Origin of the sequence: Proteiniborus sp. DW1, assembly GCF_900095305.1 — a bacterium.
Classification (GTDB): domain Bacteria; phylum Bacillota; class Clostridia; order Tissierellales; family Proteiniboraceae; genus Proteiniborus.
The window spans coordinates 65503-87624 of sequence record NZ_FMDO01000044.1 but is presented as its reverse complement, the minus strand read 5'-3'; the positions used below and the strand labels follow the sequence as shown (position 1 = coordinate 87624).

14 protein-coding genes are annotated in these 22122 nt (G+C 32.4%); 9 read left to right on the top strand and 5 right to left on the bottom strand.

Annotated elements, in window-relative coordinates:
• Positions 1-42 precede the first annotated feature (42 nt).
• Together uvrA and DW1_RS11560 are read left to right on the top strand one after the other, a co-directional pair.
• Positions 43-2868: an excinuclease ABC subunit UvrA gene (gene uvrA, locus DW1_RS11565; protein ID WP_074350777.1), complete on the top strand. Its 2826-nt coding sequence runs from the start codon at positions 43-45 to the stop codon at positions 2866-2868.
• 64 nt (positions 2869-2932) lie between these two features.
• Complete coding sequence (locus DW1_RS11560) at positions 2933-3475, top strand: copper amine oxidase N-terminal domain-containing protein (protein WP_074350776.1); 543 nt, start codon at positions 2933-2935, stop codon at positions 3473-3475.
• A gap of 114 nt (positions 3476-3589) precedes the next feature.
• Here DW1_RS11560 and DW1_RS11555 read toward each other — a convergent pair whose 3' ends face one another.
• The 4 genes from DW1_RS11555 to DW1_RS11540 form a co-directional block, all read right to left on the bottom strand.
• Complete coding sequence (locus DW1_RS11555; protein WP_074350864.1) at positions 3590-4036, bottom strand: YaiI/YqxD family protein; 447 nt, start codon at positions 4034-4036, stop codon at positions 3590-3592.
• 127 nt (positions 4037-4163) lie between these two features.
• The gene (locus DW1_RS11550; protein WP_074350775.1) at positions 4164-5783 is read right to left on the bottom strand and encodes an ABC transporter ATP-binding protein; all 1620 of its coding nucleotides are present in this window, start codon (positions 5781-5783) and stop codon (positions 4164-4166) included.
• Entirely contained in the window at positions 5780-7432 is a 1653-nt protein-coding gene (locus DW1_RS11545) for an ABC transporter ATP-binding protein (RefSeq protein WP_074350774.1), read from the bottom strand. Before DW1_RS11545 ends, DW1_RS11550 begins: the two co-directional genes overlap by 4 nt.
• Positions 7433-7660: 228 nt before the next feature.
• Complete coding sequence (locus DW1_RS11540; protein WP_074350773.1) at positions 7661-8785, bottom strand: amidase domain-containing protein; 1125 nt, start codon at positions 8783-8785, stop codon at positions 7661-7663.
• A 179-nt stretch (positions 8786-8964) separates the two neighbouring features.
• Here DW1_RS11540 and DW1_RS11535 point away from each other — a divergent pair, with 179 nt between their 5' ends.
• From DW1_RS11535 to DW1_RS11525, 3 genes are all read left to right on the top strand, one after another.
• Positions 8965-10029, top strand: a complete 1065-nt coding sequence (locus DW1_RS11535; protein ID WP_159433586.1) for a rhomboid family intramembrane serine protease — start codon at positions 8965-8967, stop codon at positions 10027-10029.
• Positions 10030-10420: 391 nt separating this feature from the next.
• Positions 10421-11038 (top strand): response regulator transcription factor, encoded by a 618-nt coding sequence (locus tag DW1_RS11530; protein ID WP_074350771.1) that lies wholly within the window; start codon positions 10421-10423, stop codon positions 11036-11038.
• Between the two features lie 548 nt (positions 11039-11586).
• Positions 11587-13641 carry a methyl-accepting chemotaxis protein gene (locus DW1_RS11525; protein WP_074350770.1) on the top strand — a complete coding sequence of 685 codons (2055 nt, stop codon included), beginning with the start codon at positions 11587-11589 and terminating at the stop codon, positions 13639-13641.
• 124 nt (positions 13642-13765) lie between these two features.
• On the opposite strand, the gene DW1_RS11520 is transcribed toward DW1_RS11525, so the two are convergent.
• On the bottom strand, positions 13766-14458 hold the full coding sequence (locus tag DW1_RS11520; protein WP_074350769.1) for a hypothetical protein: 693 nt from the start codon (positions 14456-14458) through the stop codon (positions 13766-13768).
• A 117-nt stretch (positions 14459-14575) separates the two neighbouring features.
• Between DW1_RS11520 and uvrC the strand changes: the two genes are divergently transcribed.
• From uvrC to nifJ, 4 genes are all read left to right on the top strand, one after another.
• Positions 14576-16456, top strand: coding sequence for an excinuclease ABC subunit UvrC (uvrC, locus tag DW1_RS11515; protein ID WP_074350768.1), 1881 nt, complete (start codon positions 14576-14578; stop codon positions 16454-16456).
• Position 16457: 1 nt separating this feature from the next.
• The gene (hprK, locus tag DW1_RS11510; protein WP_074350767.1) at positions 16458-17408 is read left to right on the top strand and encodes an HPr(Ser) kinase/phosphatase; all 951 of its coding nucleotides are present in this window, start codon (positions 16458-16460) and stop codon (positions 17406-17408) included.
• 20 nt (positions 17409-17428) lie between these two features.
• Positions 17429-18172: a phosphatase gene (locus DW1_RS11505; RefSeq protein WP_074350766.1), complete on the top strand. Its 744-nt coding sequence runs from the start codon at positions 17429-17431 to the stop codon at positions 18170-18172.
• Between the two features lie 135 nt (positions 18173-18307).
• Positions 18308-21841 carry a pyruvate:ferredoxin (flavodoxin) oxidoreductase gene (gene nifJ, locus DW1_RS11500; RefSeq protein WP_074350765.1) on the top strand — a complete coding sequence of 1178 codons (3534 nt, stop codon included), beginning with the start codon at positions 18308-18310 and terminating at the stop codon, positions 21839-21841.
• The last annotated feature ends 281 nt before the right edge of the window (positions 21842-22122 follow it).

Sequence of the window (22122 nt, the reverse complement as noted above, 5' to 3'; positions counted from 1 at the left end):
ATCTAGAATCTAAGTACTCATTTAAGAAAAACGAGGTGCAATATGTTAAAAGATAAAATAATAATAAGAGGAGCTAAAGAAAACAACTTAAAAAATATAAATATAGAGCTTCCAAGGAATAAATTCATTGTACTAACAGGTTTAAGTGGTTCAGGAAAGTCCTCCTTAGCATTTGATACCATATACGCAGAGGGACAAAGAAGATATGTAGAAAGTCTTTCTGCTTATGCAAGACAGTTTTTAGGACAAATGGAAAAGCCAGATGTAGAATATATAGAAGGACTGTCGCCTGCTATATCAATAGACCAAAAGACAACAAGCAAAAACCCTAGATCTACAGTTGGTACAGTAACAGAAATTTATGACTACCTAAGGCTTCTATATGCTAGAATAGGTACTCCTCACTGTTATAAATGCGGAAAAGAGATTGCGTCCCAATCAATAGACCAGATGGTAGATCAAATAATGTCACTAGAAGAAAGAACAAAACTTCAATTACTTGCTCCGATTATTAGAGGACGTAAGGGAGAGCATCAAAAAGTACTTGAAAGTATTAGAAAAGAGGGCTTTGTCAGAGTTAGAATAGATGGAGAAATGATGGAGTTAAGTGATGACATAAAGCTTGAAAAAACTAAAAAACACACAATAGAAGTAATAGTAGATAGAATAGTAGTCAAGGAAGGAATAGAGAAGAGACTAACAGATTCCTTAGAAACAGCCTTAAAGCTTTCAGATGGACTTGTTATAGTAGATGTACTGGAAAAAGAAGAACTACTATTTAGTCAAAAGCTTTCATGTCCTGACTGTGGTGTAGGAATAGAAGAATTGGCACCAAGAATGTTTTCATTCAATAGCCCTTTTGGAATGTGTCCTACTTGTAATGGACTAGGAAGTCACATGAAAATAGATCCTGAGCTCATTATTCCTAACAAAAATATATCTATAAATCAGGGTGCCATAGCCCCTTATGCAAATTCTTCTGATGACACATATTATATAAAAATGTTTAGAGCTATTGCAGAATACTATAAATTTGATTTAGATGCACCTATTGGAGAGGCACCAAAAGAATTAATAGATGATATACTCTACGGCACAGGAGAAAGAGAACTAGAATTTGAATTTGATAGCAGATTTGGAGGGTGGAAAACCTTTAAGGCGGCTTTTGAAGGTGTAATACCTAATTTCGAAAGAAGATATAGCGAAACAAACTCTGATTATATGAAGGATAAAATAGAAGAATATATGAGTATCATCCCATGTCCTGATTGCAATGGGAATAGATTAAGGCCAGAGATACTTGCAGTTACTGTAGGAGGACTTAACATATCTGAGTTTACAGATATGTCAGTAAGACAGGCAATAGATTTTGTAAATGAATTAAAGCTTACTGAAATGCAAGAGAAAATAGCTAATCAGATACTTAAAGAGATAAAAGAAAGACTAAACTTTCTTGTAGATGTTGGACTAGATTATCTTACACTGTCAAGAAATGCCGGGACTCTTTCAGGAGGAGAGGCACAGAGAATTAGACTAGCTACTCAGATAGGTTCAAGTTTGGTAGGTGTACTATATGTATTAGATGAACCAAGCATCGGGCTTCATCAAAGAGACAATGATAAGCTATTAAAAGCTCTTAGAAATTTAACTGACTTAGGTAATACTCTAATAGTAGTCGAGCATGACGAGGATACTATGTATTGTGCTGATCATATAGTAGATATAGGACCAGGTGCAGGTGTTCATGGTGGATATATAATAGCAGAAGGAACTATTGACGATATTAAAAAATGTGAAGAGTCTATTACTGGACAATATTTAAGCGGCAAAAAGAAAATAGAGGTTCCAAAGGAAAGAAGAAAGCTTAATGGTAAATGGATTGAAATAAAAGGTGCCTCAGAAAACAATTTGAAAAATATAGATGTTAAGATACCTCTTGGAGTATTCACATCTATTACTGGTGTTTCTGGATCAGGGAAAAGTACTTTAGTAAATGAAATACTTTATAAAAGCTTGGCACAGGAATTGTATAGATCTAAAGACAAACCTGGAAAGCATAAAAAAATTCTTGGAATTGAACATATAGATAAGATTATTGAAATTGACCAATCACCTATAGGAAGAACTCCAAGATCGAATCCTGCAACATATACAGGAGTGTTTGACCAGATTAGAGACTTATTTGCTATGACTCCTGAGGCAAAAGCAAGAGGATATAGCAAAGGAAGGTTTAGCTTTAATGTAAAAGGAGGAAGATGTGAAGCTTGTAAGGGAGACGGTATATTAAAAATTGAAATGCACTTCCTTCCAGATGTGTATGTTCCTTGTGAGGTATGCAAGGGCAAGAGATACAATAGAGAAACCCTACAAGTTAAATATAAAGGCAAAACTATCTCTGATATTTTAGATATGACAGTGGAGGAGGCCTTAGAATTCTTTGATAGTATACCAAGCATAAAGAGAAAAATAGAAACTATGTATGAAGTTGGATTAGGCTATATTAAGCTAGGGCAACCTTCAACACAACTTTCAGGTGGAGAAGCACAAAGAGTAAAGTTAGCTACTGAGCTTAGCAAGAGAAGTACAGGAAAGACATTATATATTCTTGATGAACCTACAACAGGACTTCATATAGCAGATATACACAAGCTTATAAAGGTGTTAAATAAATTAGTAGATGCTGGAAATGCTGTATTAGTTATAGAGCATAATCTAGATGTTATAAAGACATCTGACTATATAATTGACCTAGGACCTGAAGGAGGAGACAAGGGTGGAACTATAGTAGCTCAAGGAACACCTGAGGAGATATGCAGTGTTGAGGAGTCCTATACTGGACAATTTCTTAAAAAAATGCTAGAAAAATAATATATTTGAATAAATCCCTCTAATTTGTCAAAACTCATATTATAACAGATTAGGGGGTTTTATTATGAAAAAGGCTTTATTAATTTTATTCATAGGTATAATTCTACTATTATCAGCTACCTCCTTTGCAGGAGGATATTTCAAAAGAATTGACGTACTAATTAATGGGACAAGAATAGAAGTAAATGGAGAGATAATTGAAACAGATACAGAACCATTTATTTATAATAACAGAACCTTTGTACCAATTAGGGCAGTAGCAGAAGGCATAGGATGCGAAGTTAAATGGGATAATAGTGCAAATAAGGTTATCATAAATAAGTATAAGGATTTTCCAGAGTGTGATTATTTAAATGGAGAAAAGTTTGTATATGGAATGATAACTAAGATAGACCATAAAAATAGAACCATAGAAATAGAGCAGCACATAGACGACAACTCCATAGAAATCACTCCAATACTAACTGTAAAAGATGATGCAATAATAATTCTTCAAAGAAATGACAAAGTCATGAATATTGAATTTGAGGATTTAAAGTGTGGAGATGTTTTAGGTGCAGTTATTGATAAGAATGGAATGGTTAGAGGGATAATAATGTTCATATAATATATGGGGTGGCTTTCAGGCCAACCCCTCATGCTATTTAGGAAGCTTTCTGTTGCGCTCATTCTCTGAGGATATAAAAATTGGCATCGTCCCCACCCTTTATTTTTTGTTGTATTATAACATTTTCATATTCTTCTCGATTAAAGTCCTTAAATTCCTTTCAAACTCAATATTATTATCAGACTCTCTTTTTTTAGCTTTAGTATAGTACTTATGTTTTCGTCGTAACTCGCTGTGAAAATGCCTTCTTCTCAAAAGCTCATCAATATTATCATTAGATATAATAAGTCCATTTTGATTGATGCATATTCCAAGCTTTGACAAAACCATAGCTGCAAGACCATAATCTTGAGTCACTACTATATCATTTTTTTCAGTAATATTGACTATATAATAATCAACACTATCTGGAGCTAGGTCTACAGTGATTACAGTGGCATAGTCATCGTAGATTTCGTGGGCATAGTTTTTTACTATAGTGACTCCTATCTTATATTCTTTAGCTATTTTAATGGTTAACTCTACTACAGGACAGCCATCAGCATCTATAATTATTTTCATTTCAATCACCTTAGCTTTTCCTCTATTTGGTATATTTATTATATCAGATAAAGTGGCATAAATAAAGCAGGAGAACGAAGCAATAAGTCCGTTGTCCTGCTTTAGGGGAATGAAAAAAGTAATGTTTCTAAACTGAGTAAACTCCTTTATTTTTAACAACAAACACATTATCATACTTTTTCTTTGACTCTTCAAATATTACATGGCTTACATTTACTACTGTTATTCCCTCTAGATTGAGAATAGTATTTTCTATTTCCTTGGCAATTTTAGAGTCTAAGCTTGCGAAGGCTTCATCTAAAAAGATAATATCTGCTTTTTGAAGAAGCCCTCTAGCTATGGCGACTCTGCTCTTTTCACCACCAGAGATATTCTTACCATTATCATAAATTATAGTATCTAATCCTTGGGGAAGAGCTTCAATAAAGCTTTTTAATCCTGCGTTTTCAATAGCAGTATTTATTTCCTCATCTGAAAAATCTTTATATAAAGTAATATTATTTTTTAAAGTATCTTCAAATAGGAACACATTTTGTTCTATATTTGATATATGTCTAAAATAGCTTGTTTTAATAATATCCTTAAGATTTTGATTGTCTATTAATATTTCTCCACTCTTAGGTGAGAAGTATTTTCTTAATAGCTTTAATAGTGTAGATTTTCCACCACCACTAGGTCCTATTACTAAATATTTTTCGCCTTTTTTCAGAGATAGACTAATATTTTGTAAGATATCTTCATCTTCATATCCAAAAGTTACGTTACTAAACTCAATTGAATCATTGAAGCTTTCTAAAGAAATAGTTTCTTCATAATTATCTTGATTTGTAAGAGTATCCTCAATCTTTGAGAATAACTTCTTAGTTGCAAATATCTTAGGCATCCATTCTCCAAACCTCATTATAGGTACAATGATTTTTTCCATATTGTTGATAATTAGTATAACTCCTCCTAAAGTGAGGCTTCCCTTTATGGCCATATAAGCTGATATACCAAGTAGAGCCATAAGAGCAAGTATCATATTAAGATTTTGTAGGGCACTGATATAGGTATATATTTTGTCAATAATATATCCTTTTTGTTGAATACTATGGCTTTTGTTATAAAAATCACTCTTTACTTTATCAGTTAAGTTATTAGATTTGATTATATGAAAGGCGCTTAGAACCTCTTTAATATAAGAGGTATAACCCTCATAAAGCTCGCTTCTCTGATTATGGTGCTTTTGCATAGGCCTACCTATTAAAATAGAAAGTAGAGTACTGATAACACCTATACCAGTTCCGATTCCAAGTGCAACTGGGCTAACATATGCGATAACTCCAACACTAACTATGGAGTATATAATTCCCAGTATAACCTCATATATTCCATCTATATAATTAGTTTCAATAGTATTTACATCATTAGTTAAGGCAGACACATACTTTGCATTATTATCTCTTTGAAACTCATTGATGTTTTTCTTAAATACTCTACTAACAAAATTAATTTTTGCTGACAATATAGCCTTTCTTTTATAAAGTCCTTTTCCAAAGGATAATAGAATACTAGCAGGCAATATTGACAATGCAAGAATTATGAGCTTTATTGCTTCACTTTTAAATGAATCCATATTACCAGATACAGCTATATCAATAGTCTTCATCATTGAAATAGATAAAGCACCTTCTAGTACAGCACATACTAAGGCAATAATAGTAACTAATATTAGATATGGAATTGCTTTAAATATTGATTTCTTCATATAGCCATCGCCTCCATGTTAAAGTACTCCTGACTATTATGTTGATATACTTGACCGTCTTTTACCTCAAGTACATAATCATATTTTTCACTAAGCCCTTCATAGTATCTATGAGAGATGGCAATAACTGTACTATCTAAGGATAAAAGTGTATTCTCTATGGCTCTACCTAGTTCTTCATTTAAGCTTGATGTAGCTTCATCTACAAATAAAATATTAGCACCTTTTGCCAATGCTCTAGCTATAGATATTCTCTGTCTTTGACCACCGGAGAGATTCTTACCATTTTCCATTAGTTTTTCCTGTAATCCTTCTGCTCTTTCTTTAAGAAACTCTGATAATCCAGCTCCTTCAGCAGCCTTTAATATTTTTTCTTCCGGTATTTCCTTGAATAATGCAATATTATTGTAAATAGTATCTTCAAATAAAAACACATCTTGATAGATAAAAGCTATATTGTCGTTGAAGCTTTTTTCGTTAATCTCTCTATAATCTATGCCGTCTAAAGCTATCTTTCCTTTGTAGTCATCATTGACCATTGAAAGAAGGTTAATTAAAGTTGATTTTCCAGCTCCACTAGCACCTTTAAGCAGATATTTTTTTCCCTTCTCAATAGTAAAGGATGCCCCCTTAAAAACTTCTTTGTTGTCATAGTTAAACTCTAGATTGCTTACTTCTAATTTTGATTCAAACTTAAATTCTTTTTCTTTCACTATATCTGAAACCTTTTCTTCATCATCCCTAGTAATCTTATCGTATATTTTAGCTGAAGCCTTTAATTCATTAAACCAAGGAAGGATTTGAACTATAGGCCATATACAACCGTTAGATAATTGTATCATCAATGTTATCTTAGTAAAAGATGCCCCTTGCAAAACTAAATTAATACAATACAGTATTATACCAACAAATATTCCAAAGCCAAGAAAGTTAGTAAAGCTTCTCTGTCCATCAGTAAATACAGTATAATAAAGCTTCTTTTTCTCTACCTTATCTATGGCTTTTAGAGTATTATATAGAAACTTGTCTTCTATATTGTTTAGCTTTAATATTTCAAGTCCATTAAAAGTATTAGAAATATTTGTAGTAAAATTTTCATTATTTTCAGAAACTTCTTCCTGCAATCTTACAGTCTTACTTTCAAAGGATTTACTTATGAAAAACATTATTATAGATACAGCAAAAATTCCTGATGCGAACTTAAAATCCAAGAAAAATAGTATTATTAAAGATACAAGATACCATCCACCTTGAAAAATTGTATTTATTAGCCTTAGAAAGAAGTTTTGTTCAAAAATATTGATGTCATTTACAAGATTTGATATGTATACATCTTTAGATTTTTTACTAAAATTCTTATATGAATATTTTAAAATTCTGTCGAAAGCATTTATTCTTACGTCTAAGATTGTATCTCTCATATAGCTGATTCTCATGAATCTAGATATAACATAGAGCACAACACCAAAGATAGTAAAAAAGATTGAAAGTGCAAGGACTTTTAAAAAGTAATCAATATCTCCTCTTTCTATACTTCCAATTAGTAGTGCTATGGAGACATTTCTTAACAAGGTATCTATTACTGGTAGAAAGCAAGCTATGACGTACAAAATAAACTTACTTTTTCTTTTTAATAGCAAATCCTTCATGGTGCTGAACCTCCTTATGACAGTTTTTAATTTTCCGGTTATATTATTATTGTAATTGATATTTTAAAATTGTCAATACATTTTATAAAAATATTAAAGCTTAAACTTAATTATTTTAATTACATAATTAATAATATTAATTATATATAAAACCGATTAGTATATTCTTATTCAGCACAAAATAAAAGCAAGGGATAACTTAAATAACCCTTGCTACTTAAATTATATTTAAAAATGGACATGAATGAGCCAAAACTTAATTCCTTTATCATTCCAGCCCAAATCCCATGGAACTCTGTATCTGTCAGAGTTATGAGAGTTTACAAGAGCATATCCTTTAGAATCTATGCCTGTTACAATAGATATATGAGCAATTTTCCCTTTCTTCTCATAAGCTACTATATCACCAGGTAGTAACTTATAGGAAGCCTTCAAAACCTTATCGTAGCTTCCATTGGTTATTAAAGATGCTCTTCCACTATAAAGCATATAATCTTTGAAGCCCTGTGCATTTACCCAAGCTTTAGACCCAGCTCCATTTGAATAATTCCAGGTGCCATTTTTTTTAAAGCCCCCTGCATACATTATCTGAGAAGCAAAATTAGTACAATCTCCACCTTGAGAATTATAGTTTCTGTATTTAGGATTATATTTAAATCCATGCTCAGGAAGGCTTGCCGCACCACAGAATTTATCAGCATATTCTACTGCTTTTATTCGGCGTTCATTTAATGAAGATAGGTCCCTAGGCTCTCCAGATGAAATAATCTTTTTTATTTCTTCGTTTTTCAACTCATCTAAATGTAATGAATCAGCAAAGGGATCAGTATACCATTCCTTTGTGATTAAAAGTTTATCGTCCTTCGGCATTAGATCAAGGGAATGATAAGTACCAATTCTAAAAGTATTTTTAATTTCAGGACTATCTAAATAATAGTACTCATATTCTGTTGATGCCAGAATATTTAAGGTATAGCCATTTCCTTTTTCTTTAATACTTCTAACTATAATTTGTGAGTTAATGTTTGTGAAATCCACAGATTGCCTATTTGACCAACTATGAAGGTATTTCATTTTTTTTATCTCATGCTCATATGCCCATAGGCCATTTCGTACTGATTTATCATATAAGCTATCTAGAATATCGGACTTTTTATTAAGTATTGCTTGGTTCCTTTTATTAAATATATCTTGAACCTTTAAAGTCAGGAACTCTTTCATACTATCATCTACAAATACAGTAGAGTTATTATCATATTGACTGAAAAAGTACATTCCTAATAGAAGTATGACTAAGAGGGCCATAACTACTAATACTGCCTTAATCATTTGTGTTCTAATAAATATAACCATTATCTCCCTCCCTATGACTTATTACTAGGATTATATGATTAATAAATTAGTGCTATTACCTATAAGTAGAAGGTTTAAGTTGAAATATTTTATTAATAACAATACAATATTTAATATGAAGGTGATTGTAGTAGACAAATTAAAAACTAGAAAGGATTATGATTATGGATGAAAATAATATGAATTATAATGAAGGGAACTATTATCAAGTAAGAAAAGTAGTGACCCTAAATGTTAAGAGGCCAATAATCACATATATATTAATCATTGTTAATGTAGCAATGTGGGCTTTGCTGAATTATATTTCATTAAGAACTGGCAGAAGTTACAGTCAATTATTATTTGATTTTGGAGCTAAAATCAATATCAATATTATAAATGGTCAGTACTGGAGATTTATAACCCCAATATTTTTACATGCTGATTTTACACATTTGCTTGTCAATTGTTATTCTTTATATGCCGTTGGACCAACAGTAGAAAGAATATATGGCAAAGGCAAGTTTCTATTTATATATGTAACAGCTGGATTTATGGGAAGTCTCCTAAGCTTTATGTTTTCAATAAATCCTTCAGTTGGTGCTTCAGGAGCTATATTCGGATTGTTGGGAACACTTTTATACTTTGGTGTTGAATTTCCCAATCTTTTTAAGATTTATTTTGGTAGAAGTATCCTCATAACTTTAGCAATAAATTTGGCTTATGGATTTATGAATACAGGTATAGATAACTTTGGACACATGGGTGGTTTATTAGGTGGATTTCTAGCTTCTGGAATAGTAAAGGTTAAAGATAACAACAGGAAGTGGTATCTTAGTAAGACAATATTTATTCTATTAACTATAGTAATTGGAGCTTCTGGATTAGTATATGGCTTTAATTATGGAAACAATAATGTACTTGTAAAACTGGAAGAACTATATAAATATGATTCCAATCAAAATTGGAAGGAAGCAGCAAGTTTAGGAGAAGAGATTTTAAATCAAAAGCCTACAAATAAAAATATCAAAATAGAGGTACTTTGGATAACTACGAAGGCGGAAGCAATAACTGGTAACTATAATAAAGCAGTAGAATATGCTAAGACTTTGGCAAAATTGTCCCCTAAAGATGGACACTATATGCTAGGAATTGTTTATTACGATATGGGGCAGTTTGAACAAGCCAAACAAGAGCTTCAACGGGCTAAAACCTTAAATGCTCCCTATTCAAATATTGATGATTTGATAAATAGTATTAGGTAAAAATGCAGTAGGGACGGTTCTTTTTGCATCAAGAAAGTAATGCAAAAAGAACCGTCCCTATTGCACTGTCCCTATTGCACTGTCCCTATTGCACTGTCCCTATTGCACTGTCCCTATTGCACTCTATTGCACTCACAACAATTACTAGAGTATTTAGCTCACCTGTTACTAACAAAAGTTATATGCTGCAAAATATTCTAAGTTTTATAACAATTATAGGTATCCAAATTATCATAGTGCTTATTCTAGCAATGCGACTACTTAAGTTAAGCTTAGGACTTTTAACTTTAAATTTATTTATATTGCTGTGGAAATATTTCTATAGATTCAAATGATGGGTTTATGATAGTTGCTATTATTCCAAGAGAAAATGTTCAAGGAGGTGTGTGCATTGAAGGTTCTAATAGTTGATGATGACGCGTTAATTAGGGACAGTCTTAAATTACTTTTAAGCTTGGAATCAGATATAGAAGTAGTAGGAATAGCATCTAATGGACAACAAGCCTTTGAACTGTGTCAGAAGCTAAGACCAGATATAGTTCTTATGGATATAAGAATGCCTATAATGGATGGAGTACTAGGTACAAAGCTCATAAAAGAACATTTTAATGATATAAAGATTATCATATTAACAACCTTTAAGGATGATGAATACATAAAAGAAGCAGTGAAAAATGGTGCAGAAGGCTATATATTAAAGAATCAATCTTCTGACAGTATAATTGACAGTTTAAGAACTGTATATAGAGGCAATACTGTTCTAGATAAAGAAGTGGTAAATACTTTAACATTAATGTTAAAAGATAAGCTTCATAAGTCTAAAATTAATTATGAATTAGGAAGTCGAGAACTGGAGATATTACAACTCATATCAGAAGGCTTATCTAATAAAGAAATAGGGGCTAAGTTAAGTGATGGTACTGTTAGAAACTATATATCTGGACTCTTGGAGAAGTTGAAATTAAGAGATAGAACCCAATTAGCTATATTTTACTTAAAAAATATGTAGTGCATATATTTTTTATTTGAGTTCCTTGATACTTTTAAAACAATAGGAGTATGATTATATATATACTGAAGGAAGTATAATAGATAGAAAACATACATTATAGTTTTAATCCTCTTAAGCAAATCATAAAAATTAGATGAAATCGGCAGATATGTATTTTATGAATACCTGACGATTTTTGTACGCGGTAAATTAATCTGAAAATGAAGCAAGCAAGTATGAAATAATTTCATAGTATGTGATTATTTCATACTTGTTTACTTTATATTCAACTTTAAGAAGTAAATAATAGACTACTATCTGAACAAGAAGGTAAAGCTATTTGCTTAATTGATATGAGAATTATTACTAGTAATTAAAAGTTGGCATGAAACTTGGTATAGTAATAGACATATGTGTACTGTATGAAGTCTGGGAAAACGATTGCAAAAAAATATATAACATAAGGATGGTGAACATAACAATTTAATCGTGCGTATATATTTATTATCAATATTAGAGAGTATCAGCACAATCAAGTTATTATGAATTAGAGGGGGAGTGTTAAAATGCATAAAAAAGATAAAAAGAGAGGATCAATTAAAAGTAAGATAACAGTTTTTCCTTTAATAGCTGTGTGTATTGGTATTTTGCTTATAGGAGTTATATCTTCTGTCTTATTAAGACAAAGCTTAGTCAATGAGATGGAGGCACATAGCCAAGAGCTAGTACAACAAGTTATCAAGAGAATAGAAGACAATAGATATGCATTAAAAGAAATTAATGCTATGTTAGAAGAAAATATGAGAACAGCAGCCCGTGATGTCATAGCTAATCGTGAAAATTTGAGCAATGAGTTGCTAGATGAAATAGCTAATAGATCTACTATTGATGAAATATATTGGTATGGTATTGATAGAGTCATGACACATTCTACTGTGAGAGGTGACATTGGCTGGCAACCAGGTGAAGACCATCCACTAACTATATTTTCAAGAAGTAATGAAAAAGAAATCATGGAAGATATTAGAAGAGATATGGCTTCAGAAGAAGAAAAATATTATAAATTTGGGGCAGTAAAGGCACCAAATGGGGAATTCGTTCAAATTGCAATATCAGGCGATAAAGTCCATGAAATGACTCAAAGATATGGATATCAAAACCTATCACTAGAGTTATCACAAAATGAAGAGATAATTTATGCTACTTTTATTAATAATGATATGGAAATAGAAGCAACTAGTGATGCTGAGTTATTTACGATAGGGGATTTTTTAGCAGATGAGAACATTGTTAATGCTATTGAGAATGGAGATTATTATATACGTGAATATTTTTTAGAAAGTAAAAATGTTACAGTATATGATGTAATGGCTCCTATTACTATAGAAGGGCAAAAAGTAGGGATACTGAACCTTGGGTTATCTATTGAAAGGATAGATTCAAGTATTAAAAGAAATATATACTTCATTGGAGGAATTGGGCTATTTTCTTGCATTCTTTTAGGTATAGTACTATTTGTACGTTCTAATAGTATTGCAAAGAGTATAATAAGTCTAACTGAAGAAATTGAGACATTGTCTAATTATAATCTGACGTTTAAGCGAGATAAAGAGGTAAATTTATATAGTAAAAGAGATGATGAAATTGGTAGTATAGCAAAGGCTCTTATAAAAATGCAAAGCAATTTCAGGAACATTATTGGAAAAACTATGGAAGTTTCTCAACATGTAGGTACTTCTTCATCTGAACTTATCGATGTCACAAATCAGACAGCCATAGCATCAGATGAGGTTGCTAAGGCTGTAGAGGAAATAGCTAAGGGGGCAAGTGAACAAGCCAAAGATACTGAAATATCTGCAGGATACATTGAGGATATTGGAAAGCTATTTGATGAATGTGATGATTGTACTAGAGAACTTAACAATGCTATAGAAAAAATAGACAATCAAAAAGAGGATGGGTTTATAGTTCTCGGAGGACTTATCCAAAAAACAGAGAAAAACAATGAAGTAATAGAGCATATAAATAATATCGTCATAAATAATAAGGAAAATGCAGAAAAAATAGAAGCTGCAAGCGAGATGATCAAGAAAATATCTGAGCAAACTAATTTGTTAGCTCTTAATGCAGCTATAGAAGCAGCAAGAGCTGGGGAGGCTGGAAAAGGATTTGCTGTAGTTGCTGAAGAAATAAGGAAGTTAGCAGATCAGTCTAATAGCTTTACTGAAGAGATAAAAGAACTAATTTTATATTTAAAAACAGATTCTGAAAATGCAGTGCAGGAAATGTTAGAAATAAAAGAGCTAGCTGATGAACAAAAAATTAGTGTTGAGGAAACTAAGACTAAGTTTGAAACTATTGCATTAGCCATTGATATTGTGAAAACTATAATTATAAGACTTAATGATTCAGCAAAGGAAATGAATATAAGAAAAAACAAGTTAATAGACCTTACACAAAATCTGTCAGCAATAGCAGAGGAAAATGCAGCTGGAACAGAAGAGGCGTCTGCATCTATTGAGGAATTAACAGCTTCAATGGAGCAAATTGCAAGTTCTAGCGAATACTTAGGTAACTTAGCAGATGAAATGAAACGAAGCATTTCAGAATTTAAGCTATAATTTTAATGATAAAACGTAGGACAACCTTCATAATGCACAAAAACTGTAAGCTTGAGGGAGCTAGGCAAATCAATGGGGTTGCGCTTAAAAATGAGCGCAACCCCGTTGGTTTAATTGTATATCTCTATTCAGCTGCCTTCTTAACAGGAACTTTATTTTGTACCATTAACCCAGTAATCTGTCTTTTTAATTCTCCATTGGCCATAAACTCAATTTTGCCATAACTGTTCACTAGTTTAAGCTCAATACGGTCAGGTAATACTGCATATTCTTCAATATCATTGTAGCTATAAAAGCCTGAATCATTTTTAATATTTATACTCACACCTAAAGGAATCTCCAGCCTAGCATCGAAGCCAGCAATCAGGATTCCACTTCTCTGAAAGAATACCTTAGTTTTTTTGTTAGATACTCTTAGCAATAACTCAATAATGATTATAGAGCCTATAAAAAGTAGAATTCGAATCATAAAAGTATGATCAAATATTATATTACCCAAAAAGGGCGCTAAATGTATTAGTATAAGAAATGCATAAGGAAGCATTCTTTCTTTCATACCAAATTTGGTTATACTAGCATACACCAAATTAGTATTGGAGTTTAAAGTCTTTCTATAAAATAAATATCTTATTACTGACTGTAATATTAAAAACATTACTAGTCCTATAGTAGTAAACAAGGGAGAAATAACATTGAACATTAAACTCTCATTCATATTAACGAAAAGAGCGCTCATGGATTGAAATAATAGAGATAATAATATTATAATAGTGAAAAATGATAAAAAGAATATTACAGCTTTTTTCGTTTGCGACATGATTTACCTCCTGAATAAAAACTTTCTACTATCTAAATTATATACATTTTTTCAATTTAAACAACACTAAATGTGGTATTATAATTATATATTATTAAAGAAATAAGGGTGAAATCATTGTTTAATATAGAAGAAGAGTTAAAAAAGCTACCAGATAAACCTGGTGTATATTTGATGAAAGATAAGAATGAACAGATAATATATGTTGGCAAAGCTATATCTCTTAAAAAAAGAGTTAGGCAATATTTTCAATCGTCAAAAAACCATACACCAAAAGTAAATGCAATGGTGAAAAATATAGAGGAGTTTGAGTATATTATTACAGATACAGAAGTAGAAGCTTTAATTCTTGAGGCGAATTTAATAAAAAAACATAAACCTAAGTACAATATTTTACTTAGAGATGATAAGCAGTATCCATATATAAAGGTCACTACAAATGAAATGTTTCCAAGGGTAATGAAGACTAGGAGGATTATTAAAGATGGGGCAAAATATTTTGGCCCTTATACTAGTGTAGGTGCCGTAAATGATACATTAGATATTATCAATAATCTATATCCTCTTAGAACATGTAAGATGAATTTTAATAAAAATGAAAAAAGACAAAGACCTTGTCTTAACTATTATATAGGGAAATGCTTTGGACCATGTCATCATGATGTGGACGAGAAAAAATATATGGAAATGATAGATGAAATTATCATGTTTTTAAATGGCAAAGAAGAAAAACTTATAGAGATAATAGAGGATAAAATGAAAGAAGCTGCCAAGAATTTGGACTTTGAAAATGCTGCAAAATATAGAGATAAGATAAATTCATTAAATTTAATGCTGGAAAAACAGAAGATTGTATCTACAACTACTATGGTAGATCAGGATATAATAGGAATGGCAACAGGAATAGATGAGGCTTGTGTACAAATATTTTTTGTAAGGGGCGGAAAAGTTACAGGCAGAGAGCATTTTATACTTACAGACACTGAATATCAAAGTAGAGGTGATATACTCAGTTCCTTTGTAAAGCAATTTTATATAGGAACCTCATATGTGCCTAAAGAAATACTAATAGAAGAGGAATTCGAAGATATTGATACTGTCACTAGCTGGCTTAGTGACAAGAGAGGCTCAAAGGTAAGCATAAGAGTTCCGAAACGTGGGGAGAAGAATTTATTAGTTGAAATGGTTAGGAAAAATGCCTTAGACATGCTAGATAAATATAGTGATAAGCTAAAAAGAAAGATGGAAGGCAATGAGAAGGCATTAAATGAGCTGAAAGAAGTTTTACAGCTTGATGATATACCAAGAAGAATAGAGGCATTTGACATTTCAAATATTCAAGGAGTAGAATCAGTTGGCTCCATGGTAGTTTTTGAAAATGGACAGTCAAAAAATAGTGATTATAGACGGTTTAAAATAAAGACAGTAATTGGTCCAGATGACTATGGAAGCATGGAGGAAATCATATATAGAAGATTTAGTAGAGGAATTAAGGAAAAAGAAATGATTAAAGAAAACCTATCTACAGTAGAAAGCTTTTCAGTTTTTCCAGATCTGATTATGATGGATGGGGGAAAAGGACAGGTTAATGTAGCTAAGAAAGTTTTAAAGGAGTTAGGTATCCACATACCTGTTTGTGGCCTTGTAAAGGATGATTTTCATAGAACCAGAGCTTTGACATATGAAGACGATGAAATAAGTTTACCACCAAATAGCGAAAGTTTTAAGCTAATAACTAGAATACAGGATGAGGCTCATAGATTTGCAATAACATACCATAGAAGCCTTAGAGATAAAAAAATGATAAAGTCTATACTTGATGATATTAAAGGGATTGGAGATAAAAGAAAGAAAGCTCTTTTAAGAGTCTTTGGTTCTGTAGATAATATAAAAAAAGCAACTGTAGAAGAGCTGGCAGATGTTGAAGGGATGAACAAGTTAGCTGCTCAGCAGGTATATGACTTTTTTAGAAATAATAAGCAAACAAAGGAGGAATAGTATGAGGTCAGTATCAATTGATAAATTAGTACAGGATTTAGGTTTGGAGGTTATATATAAACCGAAAAATTCTGTTTCTGAAATAACCAGGAATGAAATAAATAGGTTAGGGCTTCAGATTGCTGGTTTTTTTAAGTATTTTGGATATAAAAGGATTCAGATAATTGGAAATGCAGAATGGCACTTTTTACAAGGCATGGAAAAAGATATTAGAGCAAGAAGAATAGATTCAATTTTTCAGTATCCAATACCAGCAGTTGTACTTACGAGAAATCTTGAGGTTTTTGATGAAATTCTTATGGCAGCGGAAAAGTATGATAAAAACGTACTTAGAACTGACATGGTAACTACAAAATTTACTAATAGACTAGTAAATTATTTAGACGAAGCATTAGCTCCGCAAATAACTATGCATGGAGTACTAGTAGAAGTCTATGGAATGGGAATATTATTAACAGGAGAGAGTGGAGTAGGAAAAAGTGAAACTGCACTTGAACTGGTGAAAAGAGGTCATAGACTTGTTGCAGATGATGCTGTTCAAGTTAAGAAGGTAGGAGAAGATTTGCTTATTGGTGAATCACCAGATCTTATCAGGTATTTTTTAGAAATAAGAGGACTTGGAATATTAGATATAGAAAGACTATATGGAACAGGAGCAGTTAAAAAGTGGGAAGCTATAGATTTAGTAGTACAATTGGAGGATTGGGATCCTAAAAAAGAGTATGATAGATTAGGATTGGATGATGAGTATATTGATATTTTAGGTAAAAAAGTACCTAAGCTAACAATGCCAGTACGACCAGGAAGAAATGTTGCAATGATACTTGAGGTGGCTACAAGAAATACTAGACAAAAGCAATTTGGCTACAATGCAGCTATGGAATTAGATAGAAGGATGAAGGAAGAGTATGAAAAGAAAAAACAAGCTGAAAATAGACAAGGTCAATATTAAGTAAAGGAGTTGTATTTTACATGAAATTCGTTATTGATACACATTGCCATACTCTTGCAAGCGGTCATGCATATAGTACAGTCATGGAGATAGCGAGAGAAGCAAATAATAAAGGTTTAGAAATAGTTGCTATAACAGACCATGGACCAGCAATGCAGGGAGCTCCGAATATTTGGCACATTTTAAATCAAAAGGTCATACCAGAAGCTATATATGGAGTTCAAATACTTAGAGGCGTAGAGGCAAATATAATGGACTTTGATGGGAATTTAGATATAATAGATGAACACCTAGCAAAACTCGATATTGTCATCGCTTCATTACATGAAGCCTGTATAGAATCAGGAGGGGAAGAAAAGAACACTAATGCAATTATAAAAGCAATGGAAAATAAAAATGTTGATATCATCGCTCATCCCGGAAATCCTGCATTTCCTATAGATTATGAAAGAGTTGTGAAAAAGGCTAAGGAAACAGGTACACTAATTGAGATAAACAACAGTTCTTTTGTATCAAGTAGACATGGAAGTCTAAATAATTGTATTGAGATAGCTAGGCTATGCAAGGAATATGAGGTGATGATTACTGTAGGCAGTGACTCTCACATAGCCTTTGATGTAGGAAGATTTGATAAAGCAATAGAAGTATTAATGACCATTGATATGCCAGACCATTTGATTATGAACTTTTCATCTGAAAGACTAGTGAAATTTTTAGAGTTAAAGGGCAAGAAAAGGTTTTCCAGCATAACTCCTATAGTTTAACTAAGTTTTTAGACAATTAAAACATTTTTGTAAGATTTAAAGAATGCGAGAATTATTGACTTTAGAGGCATAGTCTACTATACTAGAAATAGGGATGTATTGTATACAGTATTTTTAATTTAAGGGGGTAACAAAATGGCAAAAGTTATGAAGTCCATGGATGGAAATACTGCTGCTGCTTATGTGGCATATGCTTTTACGGAAGTTGCAGGTATTTATCCTATAACTCCATCATCAACTATGGCAGAGCTTGTTGATGAATGGGCTGCCCATGGAAAGAAAAATATATTCGGACAAACAGTACATGTTGCTGAAATGCAATCTGAAGCAGGAGCTGCAGGAACTGTACACGGTTCACTTTCAGCAGGAGCATTAACTACTACTTTTACTGCTTCTCAAGGTTTATTGTTAATGATTCCAAATATGTATAAAATAGCAGGAGAACTTTTACCAGGAGTTTTCCATGTAACTGCACGTGCTGTAGCTGGTCATGCTTTATCAATATTCGGAGATCATTCAGATGTTATGGCAACTAGACAAACTGGGTTTGCCCTATTAGCATCTGGAAGTGTTCAAGAAGTAATGGATTTAGGGGGAGTTGCACATCTAAGCGCTATCAAGTCAAGGGTTCCATTCTTGCATTTCTTTGATGGATTTAGAACATCACATGAAATTCAAAAGATTGAAGAAATAGATTATGAAGACTTTGCGAGATTAGTGGATTATGATGCAATTAATGAATTTAGAAATAGAGCGTTAAATCCTGAACATCCATATACAAAGGGAACTGCACAAAATCCTGATATATTCTTCCAAGCTAAGGAAGCGTCAAATAAGTTTTATGATGCAGTACCAGATATAGTTGCTGACTATATGAAGGAAATAAGCAAGATTACAGGTAGAGAATATTATCCATTTAACTATTACGGAGCGGAAGATGCAGAATACATAATAGTAGCAATGGGCTCTGTATGTGAAACTATTGAAGAGACAATAGATTACTTAAATGCTAATGGAGAAAAATATGGTTTAATAAAAGTACATCTTTACAGACCATTTTCAACAAAATATTTCTTTAATGTATTACCCAAGACAGTTAAGAGAATAGCAGTACTAGATAGAACAAAGGAACCGGGAGCACTAGGAGAGCCACTATACCAAGATGTTAGAACATTATTCTACAACATGGAGAACGCACCATTAATAGTAGGCGGAAGATATGGTTTAGGTTCAAAGGATACTACACCTTCACAAATTAAGGCTGTCTTTGATAATCTTAAGAAAGACAAGCCAGCTGATGGATTTACTATTGGTATAGTAGATGACGTAACTCATCTATCATTAGAAATAAAAGAGGAGATAAGAACTGCACCAAAAGGAACTATTAGATGTAAATTCTGGGGTCTTGGTTCAGATGGAACAGTAGGAGCAAATAAAAACTCTATTAAGATAATTGGTGATAATACTGACTTATATGCTCAAGGATATTTCTCTTACGATAGTAAAAAATCTGGTGGAGTTACAATATCCCACTTAAGATTTGGAAAGCAACCAATAAAATCTACTTATTTAATAGATGAGGCAGATTTCATATCTTGCTCAACTCCAGCTTATGTAAATCAATATGATTTATTAAAGGGACTAAAAAAAGGTGGAACATTCCTATTAAATTGCAGATGGTCAGTTAATGAACTAGATGAAAAACTTCCAGCAGGTATGAAAAAGTATATTGCGGAAAACGATATTAACTTCTATATAATCGATGCTACTAAGATAGCTGAAGAATTAGGACTAGGTAATAGAACAAATACTATTATGCAATCTGCATTCTTTAAGCTTGCAAATGTTATTGATATAGATGATGCTGTAAGGTATCTAAAAGAAGCAGTTGATCATTCCTATGGAAGAAAAGGAGAAAAAATAGTTCAAATGAACTATGATGCTATAGATAGAGGTATAGATGCATTAGTAAAAGTAGACGTACCTGAAAGCTGGAAGGAAGCTGTACATCAAGATGAAGTAGCTGCTGCAAAAGAAGTTCCGGATTTCATTAAAAGTGTACTAGTTCCAATGGCTAGACAAGAAGGAGACTCATTACCAGTAAGTACTTTTGTAGGTGCTGAAGATGGAGTATTTCCACATGGGACAGCTGCATATGAAAAACGTGGTATAGCAGTTCATGTGCCTGAATGGCAAATAGACAAATGTATTCAATGTAATCAATGTTCATTTGTATGTCCACATGCTGCAATTAGGCCATTCTTAGTTAATGAAGAAGAAAAAGCAAATGCTCCTGAGAGCTTTGAAACTAAGAAAGCAATAGGAAAGGGCTTAGAAGGATTAGAGTATCGTATCCAAGTAAGTACCTTAGATTGTACAGGCTGTGGAAACTGTGCTGATATATGTCCTGCTAAGGAAAAAGCTCTTATTATGAAGCCTATAGAAGAGCAACTTGAAGTTCAAGTACCTAATTGGGAGTATGCTATGACAGTGGGAGTTAAAGATGATTTAATGCCACTTACAACTCTAAAGGGAAGTCAATTTGCACAACCATTACTTGAATTCTCAGGTGCTTGTGCAGGATGTGGAGAAACACCATATGCTAAAGTAATTACTCAGCTATTTGGAGATAGAATGATAATAGCAAATGCTACAGGATGTTCTTCAATTTGGGGAGGATCCGCACCATCAACTCCTTACTGTGTAAATAAAGAAGGTAAGGGACCTGCTTGGGCAAACTCATTATTTGAAGACAATGCTGAATATGGCTATGGTATGGCGCTTGCTGTAAATCAAATTAGAAATAGATTAGTAGATTTAGCTAAGGAATTAGTAGAGTTAAATGTTTCAGAAAAGATTAATGAAGTGTTCACTGCATGGCTAGAAGATAAAGAAGATGCTCAAGCTTCTAAGAAAGCAGCAGCTATGATACTTCCGCTTCTAGTAGACATAAATACTGGCAATGCTAGAGCAGATGAAATACTAAAAGAATTTGCTGAAAAGAAAGATTACCTAATCAAAAAGTCTGTATGGATTTTTGGTGGAGATGGTTGGGCATACGATATAGGATATGGTGGATTAGACCATGTACTAGCATCAGGAGAAAATGTAAATGTACTAGTATTTGATACAGAGGTTTACTCAAATACAGGAGGACAGTCTTCTAAGGCTACTCCAACTGCAGCTGTTGCTAAGTTTGCGGCTTCAGGTAAGAAGGTTAAGAAGAAAGACCTTGGAATGATAGCAGCACAATATGGTTATGTATATGTGGCACAAGTAGCTATGGGTGCTGACAAGAATCAATTTATGAAGGCAATACTAGAGGCTGAAAGCTACGATGGACCATCACTAATTATTGCATACGCACCATGTATTAACCATGGAATTAAAGAAGGAATGGGGCGTACACAAAATCAAGCTAAGAAAGCAGTAGAAGCAGGATACTGGCATCTATATAGATACAATCCACTATTAGCTGAAGAAGGAAAGAATCCATTTATCCTAGATTCAAAAGAACCAACTGCTTCATTTAGAGATTTCCTAAATGGTGAGGTAAGATATACATCACTAGTACAGACATTCCCAGAAGTAGCAGATGAGCTATTTGAGAAGGCTGAAAAAGATGCTAAAGAAAGATACGAAAAATATAAGAAGTTAGCAGAAGCGTAGAAGCATGTATAAGACGGGCAAGAGTGAAAATCTCTTGCTTGTTTTTTTATCAAAGTGAAAGCAGGGTTTTCTGGGATTTTTTAGGTTTTTTAGGAGTTTTAGGGGTTTTGTCTATTTGAGTTTGGTTAAGATTGACAAAAAATAACATAAATGATATACTAAATATAGGATAAATTTACATATGATAACTAATTCAAAATCCTAATTACAAAGTTAATTGCAACACAAATAATAAAAACAAAAGAGAACTAGTATACAGAATCAATACAAAGATAAGCATA

Excerpts from the sequence above, each read along its gene's own strand:
- DW1_RS11540 (WP_074350773.1), bottom strand. The coding sequence starts at position 8,785 with ATGGTTATATTTATTAGAACACAAATGATTAAGGCAGTATTAGTAGTT.
- nifJ (WP_074350765.1), top strand. The coding sequence starts at position 18,308 with ATGGCAAAAGTTATGAAGTCCATGGATGGAAATACTGCTGCTGCTTAT.
- uvrA (WP_074350777.1), top strand. The coding sequence starts at position 43 with ATGTTAAAAGATAAAATAATAATAAGAGGAGCTAAAGAAAACAACTTA.
- DW1_RS11560 (WP_074350776.1), top strand. The coding sequence starts at position 2,933 with ATGAAAAAGGCTTTATTAATTTTATTCATAGGTATAATTCTACTATTA.
- DW1_RS11545 (WP_074350774.1), bottom strand. The coding sequence starts at position 7,432 with ATGAAGGATTTGCTATTAAAAAGAAAAAGTAAGTTTATTTTGTACGTC.
- DW1_RS11505 (WP_074350766.1), top strand. The coding sequence starts at position 17,429 with ATGAAATTCGTTATTGATACACATTGCCATACTCTTGCAAGCGGTCAT.
- DW1_RS11535 (WP_159433586.1), top strand. The coding sequence starts at position 8,965 with ATGAATTATAATGAAGGGAACTATTATCAAGTAAGAAAAGTAGTGACC.
- DW1_RS11555 (WP_074350864.1), bottom strand. The coding sequence starts at position 4,036 with ATGAAAATAATTATAGATGCTGATGGCTGTCCTGTAGTAGAGTTAACC.
- DW1_RS11520 (WP_074350769.1), bottom strand. The coding sequence starts at position 14,458 with ATGTCGCAAACGAAAAAAGCTGTAATATTCTTTTTATCATTTTTCACT.
- DW1_RS11550 (WP_074350775.1), bottom strand. The coding sequence starts at position 5,783 with ATGAAGAAATCAATATTTAAAGCAATTCCATATCTAATATTAGTTACT.
- hprK (WP_074350767.1), top strand. The coding sequence starts at position 16,458 with ATGAGGTCAGTATCAATTGATAAATTAGTACAGGATTTAGGTTTGGAG.
- DW1_RS11525 (WP_074350770.1), top strand. The coding sequence starts at position 11,587 with ATGCATAAAAAAGATAAAAAGAGAGGATCAATTAAAAGTAAGATAACA.